Source organism: Pseudomonas fluorescens Q2-87 (assembly GCF_000281895.1).
Lineage (GTDB): Bacteria > Pseudomonadota > Gammaproteobacteria > Pseudomonadales > Pseudomonadaceae > Aquipseudomonas > Aquipseudomonas fluorescens_S.
The window spans coordinates 29,732-49,454 of the sequence record NZ_CM001558.1; the positions used below are offsets into that span (position 1 = coordinate 29,732).

A 19,723-nucleotide genomic window follows, 5' to 3' on the forward strand; every position below is an offset into this window, starting at 1 on the left:
CTTCGAGCGAGTGGGCTGGACGGCGCGGGGCGGTGAGCCCCGACCGGTTGCGGGAACACGCGTCAGGCCGGCTCATTTGCTTTCTGCCTGTTTGAGTTCCAGCACTTCTTTAGGCGTCACCATGTCGCCCTTGTTGTTGCCCCAGGCGTTGCGTTCATAGGTCACGACCGCGGCAATATCGACTTCCGACAATTGTTTGCCGAACGCGGCCATGGCGGTGCCCGGCTTGCCGTGGAAGACAAGGCTCAGGTGATCGGCTTTTGGCCCGGTGGCGATTTTCGAGCCCTTGAGGGCCGGGAACATCGGCGGCAGGCCCTGGCCTTCGGCCTGGTGACAGGCCACGCAGGTGGTGTGGTAGATCTTGTCGCCACGTTCCTTGAGCTCATCAAGGGTCCATTCCTTGCTGGTCAGCTCTTTAAGCTGCGCGGCTTCGGCCTTGCGTTCGCCCAGCCATTTTTCATAGTCGGGCTTGCTCTTGACCTCCACCACGATGGGCATGAAACCGTGGTCCTTGCCGCACAGTTCGGCGCATTGGCCGCGGTAGATGCCGGGCTTGTCGACGCGGGTCCAGGCTTCGTTGACGAACCCGGGAATCGCATCGCGCTTGACCGCGAAGGCCGGCACCCACCAGGAGTGGATCACGTCGGCCGAGGTCACCAGAAAGCGCACTTTGGCATCGACCGGCAGCACCAGCGGCTTGTCGACTTCCAGCAGGTAGTGCTCGCCCTTGGCGCTCTGGTTATGGATCTGTTCGGCGGGCGTGGCGAGGTTGCTGAAGAACTCGACGTCCTGGCCCAGGTACTTGTAGTGCCACTTCCATTGATAGCCGGTGACCTGGATATCGATGTCCGACTCGCTGGAGTCGTACATCTTGATCAGGGTGGCGGTGGCAGGAATCGCCATCAGCACCAGGATCAGGAAGGGCACGATGGTCCAGAGGATTTCGACGCGGGTGTTTTCGTGGAAATGCGCGGCATTTTGGCCGGTTGAGCGGCGATGCATCATCATCGACCAGAACATGGCGCCGAAGACGATGATGCCGATGACCACACAGATCCAGAAAATGGTCATGTGCAAGTCGAACACTGCATTGCTGATCTGTGTCGCTCCAGGCGCCATATTCACAGTCCAGGCCGCTTGTGCCTGACTGAAAATCGACCACAACAGGAGGCCCATCCATACGTGTGGATGTCGCGTCATTGCGGGTTCCCCTTATCGTTCTTGTTATCCCGTAGGCGTAAAGCCTGCGGCAAGGGATCGGCTACTTCAGACTACCAACTTGACTCGCCGCGCCTTGCTGCACATGCAATCGGGTGTCATCAGCTAACTCCATTCAAAACCGAGTATAGACAGCGACTGCAACCTCGCAACGCGATGGCGTAAATCGTTTGAAACAGACAGGGCTTGCGCTAGAGCCCGCGAATGGAGAAGGATGCGACCTGAGTGATGGCAAACCGATATAACCTGCTGCGCATCAAGGAAGAGACGGTTATGAAAAATAGGTCTTAGGAGTGTTTTTGCGCCAGCTAAGTTATGTCTTTCCTATTTCCTTTGCCTTGTTCCCTGGAGTTGTCATGAACACCGCCGCATTGCGCGAGCAGATCCAAAAAGCCCAACGACATGAAGCCGAGACCGGCCAGTTGACCCGTCAGCTGGAGGCTCATTTACCGCATCTGCACCGTGCGATCCAATTACCGGAAGCGAACGCCAATGATGTCCTGGCGCGTTTTGTCGGCGCCTACATCGATGAAGTCCCTGATTTGCTGGATGCGGCCAACGAAGTGGCCAAGGAGGCGGGGATTGAGTCGCAGATAAAACCGGTACTGAAGATTGCCGAACAGTATTTTCTCCACCCGCCGAAAGTCATGGACGGCCATGTCGGGCTCGACAGCCTGCTGGACGAAGCCTACCTGGCGCACCGGTTCGTGGAAGAGGTCAACGACCTTTATATCAAGCATTTTGGCCAGCCACTGATCCCCTTGGACATGACCGTCGCCAACTTGATTGCTCACCAATTGATCGGTGAGGAATTTGCCAACCAACTGGATGAAGTGGTGCATCACGCGATCGACGAAATGCTCGATGACGACACGTTTGCACTGGAGTCGGTAGAGGCCTACCGCGAAACGCTCAGCAGCCCGCAAACCGGTGCCGCCTGGAAACGCTGGCCCTGCATGTCACGCCGCCTGGGCGTAGGCCTGGAACTGGATCAGCCTGCGGCTTGATGATTCACGTAAGAAAGTAGAGCCCCCGTGGCGAGGGAGCTTGCTCCCGCTGGACTGCGCAGCAGGCCCATTTTTGTGAGTGCTTCGCACTCAAGCGGGAGCAAGCTCCCTCGCCACGATGACTCGAACACACCTAAGTGAACTGACTCAAGCGCACCTTATGTGAACTGTTGCTTTTGGAGCGGGCTTGGCTGTAATGCAGACGCTGCGCCAACCCCCACGGTCGTGCGCAACCGCCCTTCCAGCCTGCGCTTGAGGCCTCGGGATTCGATCAACAGCTTCGAACCCTTGCTGGCATTTGCCCGGCCCCACTCCTCCAACAGCTCCAGGCACGAGTGGTCGATGTAGCTCAGGTTATTGAGCGGCACGTGCACCGTCGCGCCCGCCGGGATGGTGCCCAGCACCTGGGTCAGCGCCGGCACCTTGAGGAAGGTCGCCGCGCCTACCAACCGCAGTTCCATTTCGCCTTCCTGGGGCAGGTCGATCAGGCTGATTTTCAACCGCGAGGCTTTCCAGGCCAGCTTCGCCAGGGTCAGGCCGAAACCGATCAGCACACCGGTCAGCAGGTCGGTGAAGATGATCGCCAGCGCCGTGGCCGCATAGGTGAACATCGGCATCCGGCCATAACGACCCAGGCTTCGGAATGCCTTGAGGTCCACCAGTTTGAAACCGGTGTACACCAGCACACCCGCCAGGCTCGCCACTGGAATGCTTTGCAGCACGCTGGACAGCAACAGCACGAAAAGCAGCAGCCATAAGCCATGGAAGATCGTCGACATGCGCGTGGTGGCGCCGGCCTGGACGTTGGCCGAACTGCGCACGATCACCCCGGTCATCGGCAAGGCGCCGAGCAGGCCGCAGAGCATGTTGCCGATACCTTGGGCCGACAGCTCCCGGTCGAAATCCGCCCGTTCACCGCTGTGCATGCGATCCACCGCGGCGGCCGATAGCAAGGTTTCAGCACTGGCGATGAAGGCAACGGCAAACGCGGCGACCAACAGCGTCGGATCGGCCAGGTTCAGCAAGTCCGCTGGGCGCAGCCAGTCAATGGCTTCGGCGAGGTTCTCCGGCACTTCCACACGCTTGACCTGCAACGCCAGCAGCAGGCTGGCAACGGTCGCCAAGCCTACGCCGAGCAAGGCGCCGGGAATGAAGCGCAGGCTGTAGGGACGAAACTTTTCCCACAGCCACATCACCGCAATCGTCGACAAACCGAGCAGACCAGCCTGCCAGCCGAAGGACGGCAGCGCCTGGGCCACAGCCGCTGGGAACGCCGCCAGGTTATCCAACCCGGAAGGCTTGGGCGCGGCGTCGAGCATCACATGGACCTGGGACAGCACGATCAGCACGCCGATACCCGCCAGCATCCCGTAGACCACCGCCGGTGCGGTGACGCGGAACCAGCAGCCCAGGCGAAAACGCCCGGCCAACAGTTGCAGCAGACCCGCCAGCAGCAGGATCGGCCCGAGCATCGCCACGCCATGCTGGCGCACCAGCTCGAAGACCAGCACCGCCAAGCCGGCGGCCGGGCCACTGACTTGCAGCTTCGAACCGGCCAGGAAACCCACGACCAGGCCACCGATGATGCCGGTAATCAGGCCTTTGGCCGGCGGCAGGCCAGAGGCGATGGCGATGCCCATGCACAAAGGCAGGGCCACCAGGAATACAACCACCGAAGCCAGCAGCTCCCGTGGCAGAACAGCTTTTAATTGAGCAGCACGCATGGCGACTCTCCCGAAGTTTTCTTCAGGCATGGCGAGGCCCTACCGCGCAAACAGCGGTAAGGCTTGAACCATGCAAGGATGATTAGGAGCGGTTAGAAGCGCGCTTTGGGCGTCGCCACCGGGATCGGATGGCTGCCATCGAGCGGCAGGAAACGTCCCTGGTCCGCGTCAAAGGCTTTGATCTCGCTGGTCTCGATGTTGTACACCCAACCATGGATGAACAACTGACCGCTGGCCATGCGCGAGGCCACCGAGGGATGCGTTCGCAAGTGCTGCAGCTGCGCGATCACGTTCTCTTCGGTAAGGATGGGCATGGTTTGTTTTTCGTCGCCGCACGGACAGTTGTCGTGGACCATGGTCTTGGCCACTTCGGCGTGGCGCAACCAGGCTTTGACCGTGGGCATTTTTTCCAGGGTGTCGGGGTTGAGCACCGCACGCATGGCGCCGCAATCGGAATGGCCGCAGACGATGATGTGCTGCACGCCGAGGGCCAGCACGGCGTATTCGATGGCGGTGGAAACGCCGCCGTTCATCTGTCCATACGGCGGAACGACGTTGCCCACGTTGCGGGTCACGAACAGGTCGCCGGGGGAGCTATGGGTGATCAACTCGGGCACGATGCGCGAATCGGCGCAGGTGATGAACATCGCCCGGGGTGTCTGGGCGGTGGCGAGTTTCTTGAAGAGTTCTTCCTGCTGCGGAAAGATCTCATGATGGAAATGCAAAAAGCCGTCAACAATATGCTGCAGCGCTGCATCGGCGGTCTCCGCCTCGGGTTGGGCTGAAGCCGACGCAGCCAACGGCTGTTTATCCTTGTCACTCATGATTCATCCTCTTGACGGTATTTGTGACCTGAGAGGTCAGCAGTGGCTAAAACATCCAGGCCGAGATGTTCGACCCATCAGTCACTCGCTGAACAAGGTAGCGACCCAAACTTAACTCAAACTGAAATCCAAGGCTCTAGGACAATGATTTCAGGGATGGCGAAACACTGGCGCAGATCATGTCCAGCAGCCGTTCCAAGGTCAACTTTAATCAAATCAACGACATCTGTCGGCCCGGCGGACAGAAGGCATCGCAATCGAGATTGTAGCCTTGGCGCCGATCGAGCCCCAGGCGCTTGATCGCCTTGGTGAACCGCTGGGCCAGCAGGTCGGCGAACGGCCCTTCGCCGCGCATGCGTTTGCCGAACTGGCTGTCGTAAAGCTCCCCGCCCCGGCTCTGGCGGACCAGGCTCAGCACATGGGCGGCGCGCTGCGGGTAATGCGCCTGTAACCATTCCTCGAATAGCGGCGCCACCTCCAGCGGCAGGCGCAACATGACGTAGGCGGCGCTTTGCGCACCGGCAGCATGGGCCTCGGTCAGCAGGCTCTCGATTTCGCAGTCATTGATCATCGGGATCATTGGCGCGCACAACACACCCACCGGGATGCCCGCCTCGCGCATGACCTTTATCGCCCTCAACCGCGCCTTGGGCGCCGCCGCGCGCGGTTCCAGAATTCGCTTGAGTTCATCGTCCAGGGTGGTGAGGCTGATCATCACCGCCACCAGCCGCTGTTGCGCCAGTTCGGCCAGCAGGTCCAGATCCCGCAGGATCAGCGAGCCCTTGGTCACGATGGTCACCGGATGGCGGTAACGCAGCAGCACTTCAAGGATTTGGCGGGTGATCCGCTGTTCACGCTCGATGGGCTGGTAAGGGTCGGTGTTGGAGCCCAGGTTGATCGGCGCGCATTGATAACCGCGCTTGGACAGCTGTTGTTCCAGTACATCGGCAGCGTTGGTCTTGGCGATCAGCCTGGTTTCGAAATCCAGCCCCGGCGACATGTCCCAATACGCATGGCTGGGTCGCGCGAAGCAGTAGATACAACCGTGCTCACAACCCCGGTAAGGGTTGATCGAGCGATCGAAGGGGATGTCCGGCGACGTATTGCGAGTGATGATGGTCTTCGCCGTTTCGAAGGTCACCTCGGTGCCTTGGGTCAGCGGGACTTCTTGATACCAGCCGTCATCTTCAGCCACCGAGCGGCTCGGGGCGAAACGGTTGTGGGGATTGGCGGCGGTGCCACGGCCGCGCGGGGGAAGTGAGGCTGGCATGGGGGAACTCCGCAAACTGTATGCGCATACAGTATTGCCTGGGCTCGATTTAGACCAGTGCCATTCGGCGGTCCGCCAGGAGGCCGGCGTAATCTTCATCGCAATTCACAACGCTTTGACGTCCTTCCTACGGGTTTTTAACCGTAGCGAGGCGAAACTGATCCTCTCGAATTCTTCGTTGCTGGCCGCCCTGCATGCTCAAGCTCTGTTTGTCTTCCCTGTTTTGCCTGGCCTTGTCTATCGGGCTTGTCGAGCCTTCGGCCCAAGCGGCCGACTCCGAGCAGGCCAGGCCAGGAGAATGGGCCCAGCCGGTGGAGAAGGACTACAACCTCTACCAGATGTCTCCCACGCTTTACCGCAGCTCCCTGCCGGACGGCGGCGCCCTGCCATTGCTGACGAAACTCAAGATCGGCACGGTTATCACGTTCCTGCCGGAGTCGGATGCACGCTGGCTGTCCACCCCCGGCATCGAGCGGGTGCAACTGCCCTATCGCACCAATCATGTCGACGACAGCGACATACTCAAGGCCCTGCGCGCCGTGCAGGCTGCCGAAGCCAAGGGACCGGTGCTGATGCACTGCAAGCACGGTTCGGACCGCACCGGTCTGGTGGCCGCCATGTACCGTGTGGTGGTGCAGGGCTGGAGCAAGGAAGACGCCTTGAACGAAATGACGGAAGGCGGCTTCGGTGACAGCCATCACTTCAAGGATGGGGTCCGCTACATGATGCAGGCCGATGTGGAAAAACTCCGTGCCGCATTGGCGAACGGCGACTGCAGCACCAGCGTGTTTGCGCTTTGCTCGCTGGAAAGCTGGGTCAACTCGACCACGACCGCCCATCACCTTGAGCCTGAGGTTGCCCTGCCCGCGCGATGAACCTTGGCGAGCCTGCAAAATCTGCAATGGATTCGGCCAGGGGCCGCGCATCGCCTGGTGCGAAGATGGCTTCGCGCAGCGCCCGTCCCGTTACGGGGTTGAACAGCCCGTCGCGCTTGAACCTTTCGAACACGCTAAGGGCCAGCTCCTTGGACCAGGCGTAGGCATAAATCCTCGCGGCATAACCGGTCACCATATAGTCCAGGCCATTGGCCCAGCGTTCGTTCGCGAACGTCGGCAGATGCTTCGTGTACCCATTGATCTGATCGAACACCTGCTGGACGGTGCGCCCATCGCCGTGGGTGCGGTGCAGCTCCATGTCGAAAAGCGCGTTGCGTAACAGCAAGGCGGTTTCCCAACTGGCCTGGGTATTGGCGAACGCCAGCAGCTGATCGGCGACTTCGTCGGGCATTGCCGCCCCGGTCTGGTAGTGCGCCGACACGCGGACCAGGCATTCCCTGGAAAAACACCACTGTTCGAACAGCATGCCGGCGAACTCGGACGTGTCGCGAGACAGTTCGGTGATGCCGGAAATTTCCCGGTATTGCGCCCGGGTCAGGACATGGTGCAGGCAATGGCCGAACTCATGAAAAAGAATACGCAACTGCAGATGGTCGAGCGTCGCCGGCCGGGAGCCTGAGCTACGCGGCAGCCAGCCATGCAGGACCGCGATGGGGTGCCGGGGTCGGCCCTCGGCGGTGATGCTCCGGTTTCGCAGGGTGGAGGTATTCGGATAACCGGTGCGGTTCGCATCCTCGAACGGATCGAAATACAGGTAACCGATGACTTGCCCCCACTCGCGGACCTCGTAAAGACGCACGTCGCGATGCCAGGTCGGAGTCTGCGGACGCTCGATGAAATCCACGCCGAAAAGCGCCTTGGCGATCAGCAGCAACTGGGCAAACGTCGACTCCAGGGGAAACCAGGCGCTGAGGGCATGCTGGGAGGTGCCCGCCGCCTGCTGCCGAAGTTTCTCCACCAGAAACGGATAATCCCAAGGCTGGAGCTCGCTGAACCCCTGCTCGTCGGCAAACGCCTTGAGCTGTTCAGCGTCCCTGGCGAATTCGCTTTGGTGTCGGGCCAATTGCCGTCGCAGGAAGGCCGCGACTTGTTCGGCAGACTCGGCTTGCTCCGGCTCGATCGCCATTTCAGCAAAATTCGCATAGCCAAGTAGCGTCGCGTACCGGTGCCGATCATCCAGCAGACGCTGGAGCACTTTGCCGTTATCGAACCGCCCGGCCTGGGGGCCCTGGTCCGATGCTCGCGTGCTGTAGGCCACGTACAGCTCTTGGCGCAGAAGGCGATCTTCGGCGTAGGCCGTGACGATGCCAAACGACTCGTCATCGAGGCTCAGCAGCCAACCCGAACGCCCGGCCTCGCGTGCCTGACGGGCCATGCGCTGTTGGAACGCCAGTGGTAGGCCGTTGAGTTGGTTCTCATCGTCGAACGTTTTGCTCCAGGCGTTATTGGCTTCGTGCAGGTTCTCCAGAAACAGCTGCTGGGCGTCTTTGATACGACGCTGCAGGGCGTTCAAATCGGTTCGTGAGGTGTGGGCCGGATCGTTCTGGCGAAACTGTCGGAGGATTTTTTCCAGGACGCGTTTTCGCGCCGGTTCGAAATGCCGGGCGATCTGGCTGTCCGCCAGGCGTTGATAAAGCTGGAACAGTTCCGGATGTTGTTTCAACCAGCGCTGGAAATCGTGCAGCCGCTCGCCGCAACCCAGTGAAGCCTGTGCCCACTCGTCCCCGCTCTTGGCCGAGGCCAGGAGGTCCAGCAGAGCGTTGAAGCCATCAAGCCGCATATGGATTTCATCCATCGCCAGCACCAAGTCGTCCCAAGTGGGAAACGCTACCTGGGTCTTGATGATATGGGCCACCTGGGCACGGCTATCGGCCAGGATCCGGTCGAGGGCCGGAGAGAAATGCAAGGCCTGGATGCGGGCAAAAGGGGGCAGGTCATAGGCCTGCAACAGCGGGTTGTCGGCGTGGGGCATGGAAGCCTTCCTGTCTTTGGACTTGGTGGACAAGTCTGGGCAGGAAGGCCGCAAGGCCAGCGGTATATATGTATCGCTTCCGGGCCGGGCGGCCCGGAAGATGATGCCGCAGGTTTCAGTCGGGTTTTTTCTTCAACTTGGGGTTGGGGAAAAACTGTACCGCCTGCACCTTGGCGTCCGGCACTTTAAGCGCCGACGTGTTAACGCGGGTGCCCAACTCCTTGGGCACCGACAGGCCTTGCTCGTTGAGGGTGTCGCTGTAGCCGCAGGCCACGCATTCGCGGTGCGGCACGCCGTCTTCGTTCCACATCATCAACTTGTCCGGCTCACTGCACGCCGGGCAGACCGCCCCGGCGATGAAGCGTCGTTTGGTAATCACAGGCCCCTCACTCATGCTGCCGCGTCCTCGGTCAGGCCGCTATGGCGCAAGAGTGCGTCAATCGACGGCTCACGGCCACGGAAGTCGACGAACAGCACCATCGGTTCCTGCGAACCGCCACGGGCCAGGATCGCCTCACGGAAGGCCCGACCGGTGTCGGCGTTGAGCACGCCGTCCTCTTCGAACTTGGAGAACGCGTCCGCCGACAGCACTTCAGCCCACTTGTAGCTGTAGTAGCCCGCCGCATAACCGCCGGCGAAGATGTGGGCAAAACTATTGGGGAAGCGGTTGTAGGCTGGCGGACGCATGACCGAGACCTCGTCGCGTATGCCTTCGAGCACTTGCGCCACGCTGCGACCGTCGCCGTGGGTGGCGTGCAGCTCGAAGTCGAACAGCGAGAATTCCAGCTGGCGGACCATCATCAGGCCGGACTGGAAATTCTTCGCCGCGAGCATTTTTTCCAGCAGGTCCTGGGGCAGCGGTTCGCCGGTTTCATAATGGCCGGAAATCAGCGCCAGGCCTTCGGGCTCCCAGCACCAGTTCTCCATGAATTGGCTTGGCAGCTCCACGGCGTCCCACGCCACACCATTGATGCCGGACACGCCGGCATGGTCGATGCGGGTCAACAGGTGGTGCAGGCCATGGCCGAACTCATGGAACAGGGTGGTGACTTCATCGTGGGTCAGCAGCGCAGGCTTGCCGCTGTCGGCCGGGGTGAAGTTGCACACCAGGTTTGCCACCGGGCTTTGCAGGACGCCATCGGCCGTGCGACGACGGTCGCGAGCGCCGTCCATCCACGCACCGCCGCGCTTGTTGGCGCGGGCATAGAGGTCGAAGAAGAAGCGGCCGACGTGCTGGCCGTTCTCCTTGATCTCGAACAGGCGCACGTCGGGATGCCAGCTGTCGAAGCCCTTCTGTTCGGCAATCTCGATGCCGTAGAGGCGCTGCACGATGGCGAACAGACCGCTCAATACCTTGTCGATCGGGAAGTAGGCGCGCAGGGCTTCCTGGGCCACGCTGTAACGCTGCTGACGGAGTTTTTCACCGTAGAAACCACTGTCCCAGCTTTGCAGGTCGGGGCAGCCCTGTTCGGCGGCAAAGGCCTTCAGCTGTTCCAGGTCCAGGGCCGCGAACGGCTTGCTGCGCTTGGCCAGGTCACGCAGGAAACTGAGCACCTGATCGCTGGATTCAGCCATTTTGGTCGCCAGGCTCAATTCGGCGAAGTTGGCGAAGCCCAGCAGTTGGGCCAGTTCCTGGCGCAGGTCAAGGATCTGCTCCATCACCGGGCCGTTGTCGTTCTGCCCGGCATTCGGGCCCTGGTCCGACGCGCGAGTGCAGTAGGCGGCGTAGACTTCTTCACGCAGGGCGCGGTCTTCAGCGTAGGTCATCACCGCGTAATAGCTGGGGAACTCCAGGTTGATCAGCCAGCCGTCCAGCTCCTTGGCCTGGGCGGCGGCGGCCATTTGCGCCTTGGCCGAGTCAGTCAGGCCGGCCAGGGCCGCTTCGTCGGTGACGTGCTTGGTCCAGGCCTGGGTCGAGTCCAGCAGCTGATTGGAGAAGCGGCTGCCCAGCTCGGACAGTTTGCTCTGCACTTCGGCGTAGCGCTTCTGCTGCTCGGGCGGCAGGTCGATGCCCGACAGGCGGAAGTCACGCAGGGAATGCTCGAGGATGGTTTTCTGCGCCACGTCGAAACCGGCAGCTTCGGGGCTGTTTGCCAGCGCTTCGAAGGCTTGGAACAATTCGCGGTTCTGGCCCAGTTCGGTGGAATAGGCACTCAGTGCCGGCAGGCAGGCCTCGTAGGCCTCGCGCAGTTCCGGGCTGTTGCGCACGGCGTTCAGGTGGCTCACCGGGCTCCAGGCGGCGCCCAGGCGATCGTTGAGTTCGTCCATCGCCAGCACCAGGCCGGCCCAGGTAGGCTGGCTGCCCTGGGTCTTGAGGATTTCAGCGATGGCGGCACGGTTGTCAGCCAGGATCTGCTCGATGGCCGGTTGCACGTGCTCGGCACGGATCGCCGAGAACGGCGGCAGGTCATAGGGTTGCAAAAGAGGGTTGTTCACGCTCACGGTTGACACCTTGGCTGGAAGAAACATGGGACCATCTTAATTACAATCGACGTTCACCGCAGCTAGCAGCACCTATCAGTAACAAAGAGAGAGCCTATCGTGACCCTTCGCACGTACCAGAATCACAGCCCACGGCTTGCCCGTGGCGCTTTTGTCGACAGCACCGCAGTGGTGATCGGCGACGTTGAAATCGGCGAAGACAGCTCTGTCTGGCCGCTGACGGTCATTCGCGGCGACATGCACCGCATCCGTATCGGCGCCCGTACCAGCGTGCAGGACGGCTGCGTGTTGCACATCACCCACGCCGGGCCTTTCAACCCCGACGGCTTTGCGTTGCTGATCGGCGATGACGTGACCATCGCCCACAAAGTCATGCTCCATGGCTGCTCCGTGGGCAGTCGGATCCTGATCGGCATGGGCAGCATCGTCATGGACGGCGCGGTGGTGGAAGACGACGTCATCATCGGCGCCGGCAGCCTCGTACCGCCGGGCAAACGACTGGAGAGTGGCTTTTTATACGTCGGCAGCCCAGTGAAACAAGCCCGGCCGCTGACCGACAAGGAACGCGCGTTTTTCACCTACAGCGCGGCCAACTACGTGAAGCTCAAGGATCTGCACTTGGCCGAAGGCTACGACCAGGCCTGACGGGTTTGCCTGCCACCTCTAATTCATCGTGGCGAGGGAGCTTGCTCCCGCTTGAGTGCGAAGCACTTACAATCCAGTGATATTCCCAGGAATTGCCATGCATCACCAAACCATACTCTTCGACCTCGACGGCACCCTCACCGACCCGCGCGAGGGCATCACCCGTTCGATCCAGTTCGCCTTGAGCAAACTGGGCATCGACGAGCCCGACCTCACCCGCCTCGAACATTTCATCGGCCCGCCGCTGTTGCAGGCCTTCATGCAGTTCTACGCCTTCGACGAAGCCAAGGCCTGGGAGGCGGTGAATTTCTACCGGGAACGCTTCAAGGTCACCGGGCTGTACGAAAACCGAGTGTTCGACGGCGTGACGCCACTGCTGGAAACCCTCGGCGGCCAAGGACGACAGCTGTACATCGCCACCTCCAAACCCTGGGTTTTCGCACGGGAAATCGCCCGCCACTTCGACTTCGCCCGGCACTTCAAGGTGATCTATGGCAGCGAACTGGACGGCACACGCACCAACAAAGTCGAGTTGATTGCACATTTAATGGCTGAAGAAGGGCTCGACCCGGCCAGTACCCTGATGATTGGCGACCGCAAGCACGACTTGATTGGCGCCCGTAGCAATGGGCTGGATGCGGCGGCGGTGGGGTATGGGTTCGGGAGTTATGAAGAGCTGAACGCCGAAGCGCCGGCGTATCACTTTCAGACGTTGGAAGCGTTGCACCAAGCGTTCTTGCGAGGTTGATCGGGCCAGCACCGTCTGTTTTTCATGGCGAGGGAGCTTGCTCCCGCTCGGCGGCGCAGTCTTCCAACCTGCTCATCGCAGAAATGCCCTTCAAACAGGCGCAAATCCAATATCGCGTCCATGATTAAGTCCCTGCGATATCGCAGACGCTGGGTGGATACCCATCTGGAACCCCGTCCAACTTCCACCCAGCCAAAAATATCGCACAGCCCCCTAGTCCATTGATCAAGGAGACCCTCCCATGAAAATCGACTTCACCGGCCGTCACGTCTTAGTCACCGGCTCCACCAGCGGTATCGGTTTTGCCACGGCCAAAGGCTTCCTCGAATCCGGCGCTCACGTGGTCATCAATGGTCGCAGCGAGAGCAGCGTGCACGACGCGTTGCAGCGCTTGGGCGACCTTGCCTCAAGGGCCGAAGGCTTTGTTGGCGATCTCAGCAATGAGTCCGGCTGCCAGGCATTGGTCGCCAAGTACCCAAGCTTCGATGTCGTCATTAACAACCTGGGCATTTTCAAGCAGGAAGACTTTTTCGAAACACCGGACAGCGAATGGCAGCGCTTTTTCGAAACCAACGTGATGTCGGGTGTGCGTATTTCCAGGGCTTATGCGCTGGGCATGGCGGAGCGTGGTTGGGGGCGGATTGTGTTTGTTTCGTCGGAGTCTGGCCTGAACATTCCCGCCGACATGATCCACTACGGCTTCAGCAAAACCGCCCAGCTTTCAATCGCTCGCGGCTTGGCCAAGCGCCTCGCTGGCACGGGTGTGACGGTGAACTCGGTGCTGCCTGGGCCGACGCTTTCCGAAGGGGTTGCCCAAATGCTTCAGGCCGACGTGGAGCGTAGCGGGGAAAGCCTGGAGAAGGTGGCGGCGGATTTCGTCAATCAGCACCGTAGCACCTCGATCATCCAGCGCGCGGCGCGTGTCGAGGAGGTTGCCAACATGATCGTTTATGTCAGCTCGGAGCAGGCCTCGGCCACTACGGGAGCGGCGCTTCGCGTTGATGGTGGGGTGGTCGATAGCATCGCTTAGCAGCCATTCAGTCCGACTGCATCAATCAGCCACGCTACGCAAAAAAAAGCCGCTTCCTCATAAGAGAGAAGCGGCGTTTTTCTTTTAGGGGCATTTGGCTTATCCGATCGGGCTTTCAGCGATGAACGGATTTGTTCAGGCCACCTTGTTGCTTTGCAGACGATCCGAGCCTCCCTCTGCTACACGGTTCTCAATCAGACGATCCGAACCACCTTCGGCCACACGGTTCTCGATCAACCGATCCGAGCCCCCTTCAGCGACCGTAGGTTGAACAAACGAAGTTGCGAACGCATTGCCGAGCGACAGTGCCAGAAGCGAGCCAGCGAGAACTTTGCCGAAAGTGTTCATGTCCTGATCCTTTTAATGGGTTAGATACATTGAGTTAGACGGTGACGTGCAAACGGACGTCGACGTTGCCGCGTGTTGCGTTGGAGTACGGGCAGACCTGGTGAGCCGCGTCGACCAGCGCTTGAGCATCGGCTTGATCCAGACCTGGCAGGCTGATGTGCAGGTCGATGTCCAGACCGAAACCGCCAGGGATCTGGCCGATGCCGACGTGTGCCGTGATCGAGGCATCGGCAGGAATGCTGCGTTTGCTTTGGCTGGCGACGAATTTCAACGCGCCGATGAAGCAAGCCGAGTAGCCAGCGGCAAACAGTTGCTCGGGGTTGGTGGCTTCACCGCCGGCGCCGCCCAGGGTTTTTGGAGTCGCCAGTTTCACGTCGAGAATCTTGTCGCTGGAAACAGCACGGCCATCACGGCCACCGGTGGAGGTTGCGACTGCGGTATAGAGAACGTTCATGGTTTTTCCTTCCTGCGTAATGGTCTGATTAGATTCTGGCTTGGTTCGCGCTAAATGTTTGTGCGCTAACCAGTGGCGTTAAAGTTAACGCCATAATATTTAGCGCGCAAGAGATATTTTCTAAAAATCTCACCTCGACCACTTAACCGGCTGATTTTTAAGGGGAAGTATTTTTTAACGACGCAGCTGTGCCAGCCTGGGCGTGCTGCGAGGTGTAGGGCGGAGAGAGAAGATGCCGAAATATCAGCAGGGCCAGCGCAATCGCAGGCATTCAGAAAGGAAAATCAAAAGGGCAAACCAGGTTGCGGCTCAGGACCAAAACTCCCCGCCACGGATGATCATTTTCAAACGCAAACCAACCCTACGGAGCAACCGCCACCTGATTGCGCCCCAACGCCTTTGCCCGATACAGCGCCTTGTCCGCATTATTCATCAAACCATGCAGATCCTTATGCCCAGCCTCCGTGGACGCCACGCCCAGGCTGGCGGTTATACGGTGGACCGGCTCGATCATCAGCTCGGCAATCGTCTGGATAAGCTCTTCTCCAATCCTGATAGCGACTTCAATGGACGTGTCCGGAAGCAGGATGGCGAATTCTTCCCCACCTAGGCGGCCGTGAATGTCCGTTGCCCTGAAGGACGAACTGATGACCACGCCCATTTGGCGCAAGACCTTATCCCCGACCTGATGGCCGTAGGTGTCGTTGATGTGCTTGAAGTGATCCATGTCCAACATGACCGCGCATAACCCTAGCCGATTGGTTTTGCACTGGTCGTAAAGCAGCTGGGCATGTTCAAAAAAAGCGCGTCGACTCTTCAGGCCGGTCAGTTCATCGGTTTGTGCGGCGCGGGTTGAAATGCTGTTCGCCTGTTCCATTTCACGGGTGAGTCGAAAAGCGGTTTCCAGTGCCTCGGCCATTTTATGGGTGGCACGGGCAGCAAATGCCGTGAACACCAGAATCGAGAGGGCCATGCCGACTTGGATCGGGGACGGTTGGAACAGCAGCCAGACGGTACTTGGCAACAGAACCAGGCCAATGGAGGCGAGTGTCATGTCACGGTAGGCGGAGTAGCAAGACACCGCGCTGACGGACATTCCGACAGTAAAAAGCATGACCAAAGCTTGGGACAGAAGATCGTCCGCTGGCATGAGCGCCAGCGCGCCGCCTCCCCAGATACCGGCGGACAACACGAGCGTGACCCAATATTTGCGCTCCCAGCGTTGAGGCGTGCGCTCACTCTGGTCGCAGCGCAAATAGGCCACGAACATAGAGATGCGCAGCAGCGTCGACCCGGTCAGTATGGCCAGCCACCAGACAATAACGTTGTGTTCAAAACGATCCCAGCACAGCCAACTCAGCATGATGGCAGCGAGGTAGCTACCAAAAACTGCCGAAACGGATTGGCCAAAGAGCTGCTGCAATCGGTCAGTTCGCACTTGCCGGGCTATGAAAAAATCCTGGCCATTGCGAGATCCTGGGCCATCCATGTGATCCACCTGATCGTGATGCGACTAAAGCAGCGATTGTGGCACCCTGCCACCAACGCAAACAACCGAATTACGCCCGATATCCCAGTTAAGCCAAACGCGGCGGCGAAGAAGTTTGCTCCCGCTGGGCCGCGAAGCAGCCCCCCCGATAGCGGGTGAACCCGCCAAAGAAAAACCCGACGCTTTACGTCGGGTTTTTCGTGGGTGCGACTTTCGCTTGCCTATCGCTTCTTCTTAGCGATAAAGGTCAGCTGCCCTCGGCAGAAAGGGACGGAGCGCAATGTTGAATGAGCGAGAGCAAGCCCCACGTGCTCATTGTTTACCGGTTACTCGACTTGCGACAGCTTGGCGTCGTCGCAACCGGAAGCACGGCACTCGCGCTCCACTGCTTTGAGTATGACGATACGCGCCTCGGTCTTCTCGTTGGCGCAGTCCAGGTAGAGCAGGCCATCGTTGGAACAGGCGTTGTCACGAATCTTGATCCACTGGATTTGAGCGGCTTTCACCTTTTTCTTCTGATCCGGGTTCAGAGCACTCATCGTCTTCTTGTACTGATCATTGATGTCCTGATCCGACTGAACCATTTTCAGCGACGCGCAATAGGTTCTGTCGTAGGCGTTCCGAGGGTTATCGCAACTCATCGCAGATGCCGATGCTGACGCCATTGCCAGCAATGCCCCAACCAACAAAGACTTGATCACTCACTTCTCTCCCTGAATGCCCTCTATTGATTAGAGGTCGCGGCGGGGAATCTATCATGCGGGTTATAGAACAATGAAGCAGATCCGATGGTTCATTCGGCCCTCGACATTCCACGCAAAAAAAACGGGCCTGCATTCCCACGCAGCCCCGTTTTTTCACTACCTGATCAGATCAAAACGCCGGCAACACCGCGCCTTTGTACTTCTCAAGAATAAAAGCCTTCACTTCCGGGCTGTGCAACGCAGCCACCAGCTTCTTCATCGCTTCGCTGTCCTTGTCGTCCTCTCGGGAAACCAGGATGTTCACGTAAGGCGAGTCGCTGCCTTCGATCACCAGCGCATCCTTGGATGGATCAAGCTTCGCCTCCAACGCGTAGTTGGTGTTGATCAGCGCCAGATCAACCTGAGTCAGCACGCGTGGAATGGTCGCGGCTTCCAATTCACGGAATTTCAGATCCTTGGAATTCTCAGTGATGTCCTTGGTGGTGGACAGGATGTTGTTCGAGTCCTTCAGCTTGATCAGCCCGGCTTTTGCCAGCAGCAGCAGCGCACGGCCGCCGTTGGTGGCGTCGTTCGGGATCACCACGTTGGCGCCGCCTGGCAACTCTTCCAGTTTCTTGTATTTGCTGGAATACGCGCCCAAGGGTTCCAGGTGCACGCCGGTCACGCTGACCAGGTGCGTGCCCTTGGCCTTGTTGAATTCATCCAGGTACGGCTGGTGCTGGAAGAAGTTGGCGTCCAGGCGTTTTTCGGCGACTTGTACGTTTGGCTGTACGTAGTCGGTGAAGACCTTGACCTTCAAGTCCACGCCTTCCTTGGCCAGCGCTGGCTTGACGAATTCGAGGATTTCCGCGTGCGGCACCGGCGTGGCCGCGACGGTCAGGGTGTCGGCGGCGTGGGCGGAAAAAGCTGCAGCGGCAGCAAAGGCAACCAGTAATTTCTTCATTCAGCTAACTCCTTGTGAGGCGCCCGCTCTCGGCGCCTGCCAGCGAATGGCTGGCTCATGGTTTATTGGCGCGAGGCCTTATTTTCTAGAGAAATGCACAACCAATTTATCGCCCACGGTCTGCAGGACTTGGACCAGCACCAGCAGCAATACCACGGTGACGACCATCACATCGGTCTGGAAACGCTGGTAACCGAAACGGATCGCCAAGTCGCCCAACCCACCAGCACCGACCACACCGGCCATGGCCGTGTAGGACACCAGCGTAATCGCTGTCACCGTAATCGCCGCGAAAATGCCCGGACGGGCCTCCGGCAGCAAGGCGTTGACGATGATCTGGCGGGTCGTTGCGCCCATGGCCTGGGTCGCTTCGATGATGCCGCGATCGACTTCGCGCAAGGCGGTTTCCACCAGGCGGGCGAAGAACGGCGTCGCGCCGACCACCAGCGGAGGAATCGCGCCGGCCACGCCCAACGAGGTGCCGGTAATCAATACCGTGAACGGGATCATCACGATCAACAGGATGATGAACGGCAGCGAGCGCAGGATGTTCACGACCAGCGACAACAGCGCATAGACGCCGCGAGCCTCGAGCAATTGGCGTGGGCTGCACAAAAACAGCAATACGCCCAGCGGCAGGCCGAGCAACACGGTGAACAACAGCGAACCAAAGAGCATCAGGAAGGTGTCGCCGGTGGCGAGCCAGATTTCCAGCCAGTCGATGTTTGCAAAAAATTCCATTAGCGCAGCACCTCCATGTGGACATCGGCCGCGGTGAAGCGGGCAAATGCCGCGTCCATGTCACCGCCGGTGATGGCGAGGGTCAGTTGCCCGTAGGGGGTGTCTTTGATGCGGTCGATACGACCGGCCAAAATGCTGTAGTCCACGCCGGTTTCCCGGGCGATGGTTCCGAGCAATGGCGCGTAGGTCGCTTCGCCCTGGAATGTCAGACGCACGATGCGCCCCGGGACGTGAGCAAAATCGTCGCGCTGTTCGCTTTCGTCGATCTGCTCGTCTTCCTGGACAAAACGCTTGGTGGTGGGGTGCTTGGGGTGCAGGAACACCTGGGCCACCGGCCCCTGTTCGACGATCACGCCGGCATCCATCACGGCCACTTGATCACAGACCCGGCGAATCACGTCCATCTCATGGGTGATCAGTACGATAGTCAGCTTCAGCTCGCGGTTGATCTCGGCCAGCAGTTGCAGCACCGATGCGGTGGTCTGCGGGTCGAGGGCGCTGGTGGCTTCGTCACACAGCAAAATCTTGGGCTTGGTCGCCAAGGCGCGGGCGATGCCGACGCGCTGCTTTTGGCCGCCTGAGAGTTGCGCCGGGTATTTTCTGGCGTGATCGGACAAACCCACGCGGGCCAGCAACTCGGCGACGCGGCGGTCGATTTCGCTGCGGGATAATTCGCCCGCCAGCGTCAGCGGCAGCGCCACGTTGTCGGCCACGGTCTTGGACGCCAGCAGGTTGAAGTGCTGGAAAATCATCCCGACTTGTTGGCGGAAGCGCCGCAAGCCGCCTGCGTCCAGGGCGGTGACTTCTTCACCGTCGACAGTGATCTTGCCGCCGCTGGAATCTTCCAGGCGATTGATCAGGCGCAGCAGGGTACTTTTTCCCGCACCGGAATGGCCGATGAGGCCGAAAACCTGGCCGTTCTCAATCGTCAGACTGGTCGGATACAGGGCGGGGATATCCTTATCGGCGACCCGGTAGGTTTTATGGACGTTTTGAAACTCGATCACGTAGCGAACCTTGTGGGGCGCGTTGGAAAAGGGTCAGCGGTTAGCCGGGCGCGCATTTTAGCCTGTCCGTATAGAGGTTCTTAGCATTTATTTGCGACTTAACCAGTCATTTGGCAATAAGGCGATCAAAGGGCATAAAAAAGGAACACAGCGAAACGGCATGGGTCACTCATTAAGCCACTCCAAATGTCCAGGTAACGCACCTGCGGCACCGAACTCAAAATTCCTGGCCAAGGCGAGGAACGCAGAAAGGAGTTACGC

Annotated in this window: 19 protein-coding genes; 5 read left to right on the plus strand and 14 right to left on the minus strand. The window is 59.7% G+C overall.

The genetic code is table 11. The features are described from left to right. Positions 1 to 72 precede the first annotated feature (72 nt). The gene (coxB, locus tag PFLQ2_RS27240) at positions 73 to 1,200 is read right to left on the minus strand and encodes a cytochrome c oxidase subunit II (RefSeq protein WP_003177112.1); all 1,128 of its coding nucleotides are present in this window, start codon (positions 1,198 to 1,200) and stop codon (positions 73 to 75) included. Between the two features lie 374 nt (positions 1,201 to 1,574). Here coxB and PFLQ2_RS27235 point away from each other — a divergent pair, with 374 nt between their 5' ends. Further along, positions 1,575 to 2,225 carry a hypothetical protein gene (locus tag PFLQ2_RS27235; protein WP_003177113.1) on the plus strand — a complete coding sequence of 217 codons (651 nt, stop codon included), beginning with the start codon at positions 1,575 to 1,577 and terminating at the stop codon, positions 2,223 to 2,225. A gap of 158 nt (positions 2,226 to 2,383) precedes the next feature. Here PFLQ2_RS27235 and PFLQ2_RS27230 read toward each other — a convergent pair whose 3' ends face one another. The 3 genes from PFLQ2_RS27230 to PFLQ2_RS27220 all read right to left on the minus strand — a co-directional run bounded on the left by PFLQ2_RS27230 (position 2,384) and on the right by PFLQ2_RS27220 (position 6,043). After that, complete coding sequence (locus tag PFLQ2_RS27230; RefSeq protein WP_003177114.1) at positions 2,384 to 3,949, minus strand: SulP family inorganic anion transporter; 1,566 nt, start codon at positions 3,947 to 3,949, stop codon at positions 2,384 to 2,386. A gap of 92 nt (positions 3,950 to 4,041) precedes the next feature. Further along, positions 4,042 to 4,773 (minus strand): carbonic anhydrase, encoded by a 732-nt coding sequence (locus PFLQ2_RS27225; protein WP_003177115.1) that lies wholly within the window; start codon positions 4,771 to 4,773, stop codon positions 4,042 to 4,044. Between the two features lie 211 nt (positions 4,774 to 4,984). Continuing rightward, positions 4,985 to 6,043, minus strand: coding sequence for a PA0069 family radical SAM protein (locus PFLQ2_RS27220; RefSeq protein WP_003177116.1), 1,059 nt, complete (start codon positions 6,041 to 6,043; stop codon positions 4,985 to 4,987). A 194-nt stretch (positions 6,044 to 6,237) separates the two neighbouring features. Here PFLQ2_RS27220 and PFLQ2_RS27390 point away from each other — a divergent pair, with 194 nt between their 5' ends. Continuing rightward, positions 6,238 to 6,918, plus strand: a complete 681-nt coding sequence (locus tag PFLQ2_RS27390; RefSeq protein WP_033045865.1) for a tyrosine-protein phosphatase — start codon at positions 6,238 to 6,240, stop codon at positions 6,916 to 6,918. Here the strand turns inward: PFLQ2_RS27390 and PFLQ2_RS27215 are convergent. The 3 genes from PFLQ2_RS27215 to prlC all read right to left on the minus strand — a co-directional run bounded on the left by PFLQ2_RS27215 (position 6,860) and on the right by prlC (position 11,353). Next, positions 6,860 to 8,911, minus strand: a complete 2,052-nt coding sequence (locus tag PFLQ2_RS27215; protein ID WP_003177117.1) for a M3 family metallopeptidase — start codon at positions 8,909 to 8,911, stop codon at positions 6,860 to 6,862. The two genes, PFLQ2_RS27390 and PFLQ2_RS27215, sit on opposite strands and share 59 nt — an antisense overlap. A gap of 115 nt (positions 8,912 to 9,026) precedes the next feature. Next, positions 9,027 to 9,305: a YheV family putative zinc ribbon protein gene (locus tag PFLQ2_RS27210; protein WP_003177118.1), complete on the minus strand. Its 279-nt coding sequence runs from the start codon at positions 9,303 to 9,305 to the stop codon at positions 9,027 to 9,029. After that, positions 9,302 to 11,353 carry an oligopeptidase A gene (gene prlC / locus PFLQ2_RS27205; protein ID WP_003177119.1) on the minus strand — a complete coding sequence of 684 codons (2,052 nt, stop codon included), beginning with the start codon at positions 11,351 to 11,353 and terminating at the stop codon, positions 9,302 to 9,304. The genes PFLQ2_RS27210 and prlC overlap by 4 nt, the downstream gene beginning before the upstream one ends. A gap of 99 nt (positions 11,354 to 11,452) precedes the next feature. Between prlC and PFLQ2_RS27200 the strand changes: the two genes are divergently transcribed. The 3 genes from PFLQ2_RS27200 (at position 11,453) to PFLQ2_RS27190 (ending at position 13,776) form a co-directional block, all read left to right on the plus strand. Next, on the plus strand, positions 11,453 to 11,998 hold the full coding sequence (locus PFLQ2_RS27200; protein WP_003177120.1) for a gamma carbonic anhydrase family protein: 546 nt from the start codon (positions 11,453 to 11,455) through the stop codon (positions 11,996 to 11,998). Positions 11,999 to 12,095: 97 nt separating this feature from the next. Beyond that, complete coding sequence (locus tag PFLQ2_RS27195) at positions 12,096 to 12,746, plus strand: HAD family hydrolase (protein ID WP_003177121.1); 651 nt, start codon at positions 12,096 to 12,098, stop codon at positions 12,744 to 12,746. 241 nt (positions 12,747 to 12,987) lie between these two features. Further along, entirely contained in the window at positions 12,988 to 13,776 is a 789-nt protein-coding gene (locus tag PFLQ2_RS27190; RefSeq protein ID WP_003177122.1) for an SDR family NAD(P)-dependent oxidoreductase, read from the plus strand. A gap of 135 nt (positions 13,777 to 13,911) precedes the next feature. Here PFLQ2_RS27190 and PFLQ2_RS27185 read toward each other — a convergent pair whose 3' ends face one another. The 7 genes from PFLQ2_RS27185 to PFLQ2_RS27155 all read right to left on the minus strand — a co-directional run bounded on the left by PFLQ2_RS27185 (position 13,912) and on the right by PFLQ2_RS27155 (position 19,462). Beyond that, the gene (locus tag PFLQ2_RS27185; protein ID WP_003177123.1) at positions 13,912 to 14,124 is read right to left on the minus strand and encodes a hypothetical protein; all 213 of its coding nucleotides are present in this window, start codon (positions 14,122 to 14,124) and stop codon (positions 13,912 to 13,914) included. 34 nt (positions 14,125 to 14,158) lie between these two features. After that, positions 14,159 to 14,578 carry an organic hydroperoxide resistance protein gene (locus tag PFLQ2_RS27180; RefSeq protein ID WP_003177124.1) on the minus strand — a complete coding sequence of 140 codons (420 nt, stop codon included), beginning with the start codon at positions 14,576 to 14,578 and terminating at the stop codon, positions 14,159 to 14,161. A 361-nt stretch (positions 14,579 to 14,939) separates the two neighbouring features. Beyond that, positions 14,940 to 16,067 carry a GGDEF domain-containing protein gene (locus tag PFLQ2_RS27175; RefSeq protein ID WP_003177125.1) on the minus strand — a complete coding sequence of 376 codons (1,128 nt, stop codon included), beginning with the start codon at positions 16,065 to 16,067 and terminating at the stop codon, positions 14,940 to 14,942. A gap of 326 nt (positions 16,068 to 16,393) precedes the next feature. Further along, positions 16,394 to 16,768, minus strand: coding sequence for a lysozyme inhibitor LprI family protein (locus PFLQ2_RS27170; protein ID WP_003177127.1), 375 nt, complete (start codon positions 16,766 to 16,768; stop codon positions 16,394 to 16,396). 172 nt (positions 16,769 to 16,940) lie between these two features. After that, positions 16,941 to 17,714, minus strand: coding sequence for a MetQ/NlpA family ABC transporter substrate-binding protein (locus PFLQ2_RS27165; protein WP_003177128.1), 774 nt, complete (start codon positions 17,712 to 17,714; stop codon positions 16,941 to 16,943). A gap of 78 nt (positions 17,715 to 17,792) precedes the next feature. Continuing rightward, positions 17,793 to 18,455, minus strand: a complete 663-nt coding sequence (locus PFLQ2_RS27160; protein WP_003177129.1) for a methionine ABC transporter permease — start codon at positions 18,453 to 18,455, stop codon at positions 17,793 to 17,795. Next, positions 18,455 to 19,462 (minus strand): methionine ABC transporter ATP-binding protein, encoded by a 1,008-nt coding sequence (locus PFLQ2_RS27155; RefSeq protein WP_003177130.1) that lies wholly within the window; start codon positions 19,460 to 19,462, stop codon positions 18,455 to 18,457. Before PFLQ2_RS27155 ends, PFLQ2_RS27160 begins: the two co-directional genes overlap by 1 nt. Between the last annotated feature and the right edge of the window lie 261 nt (positions 19,463 to 19,723).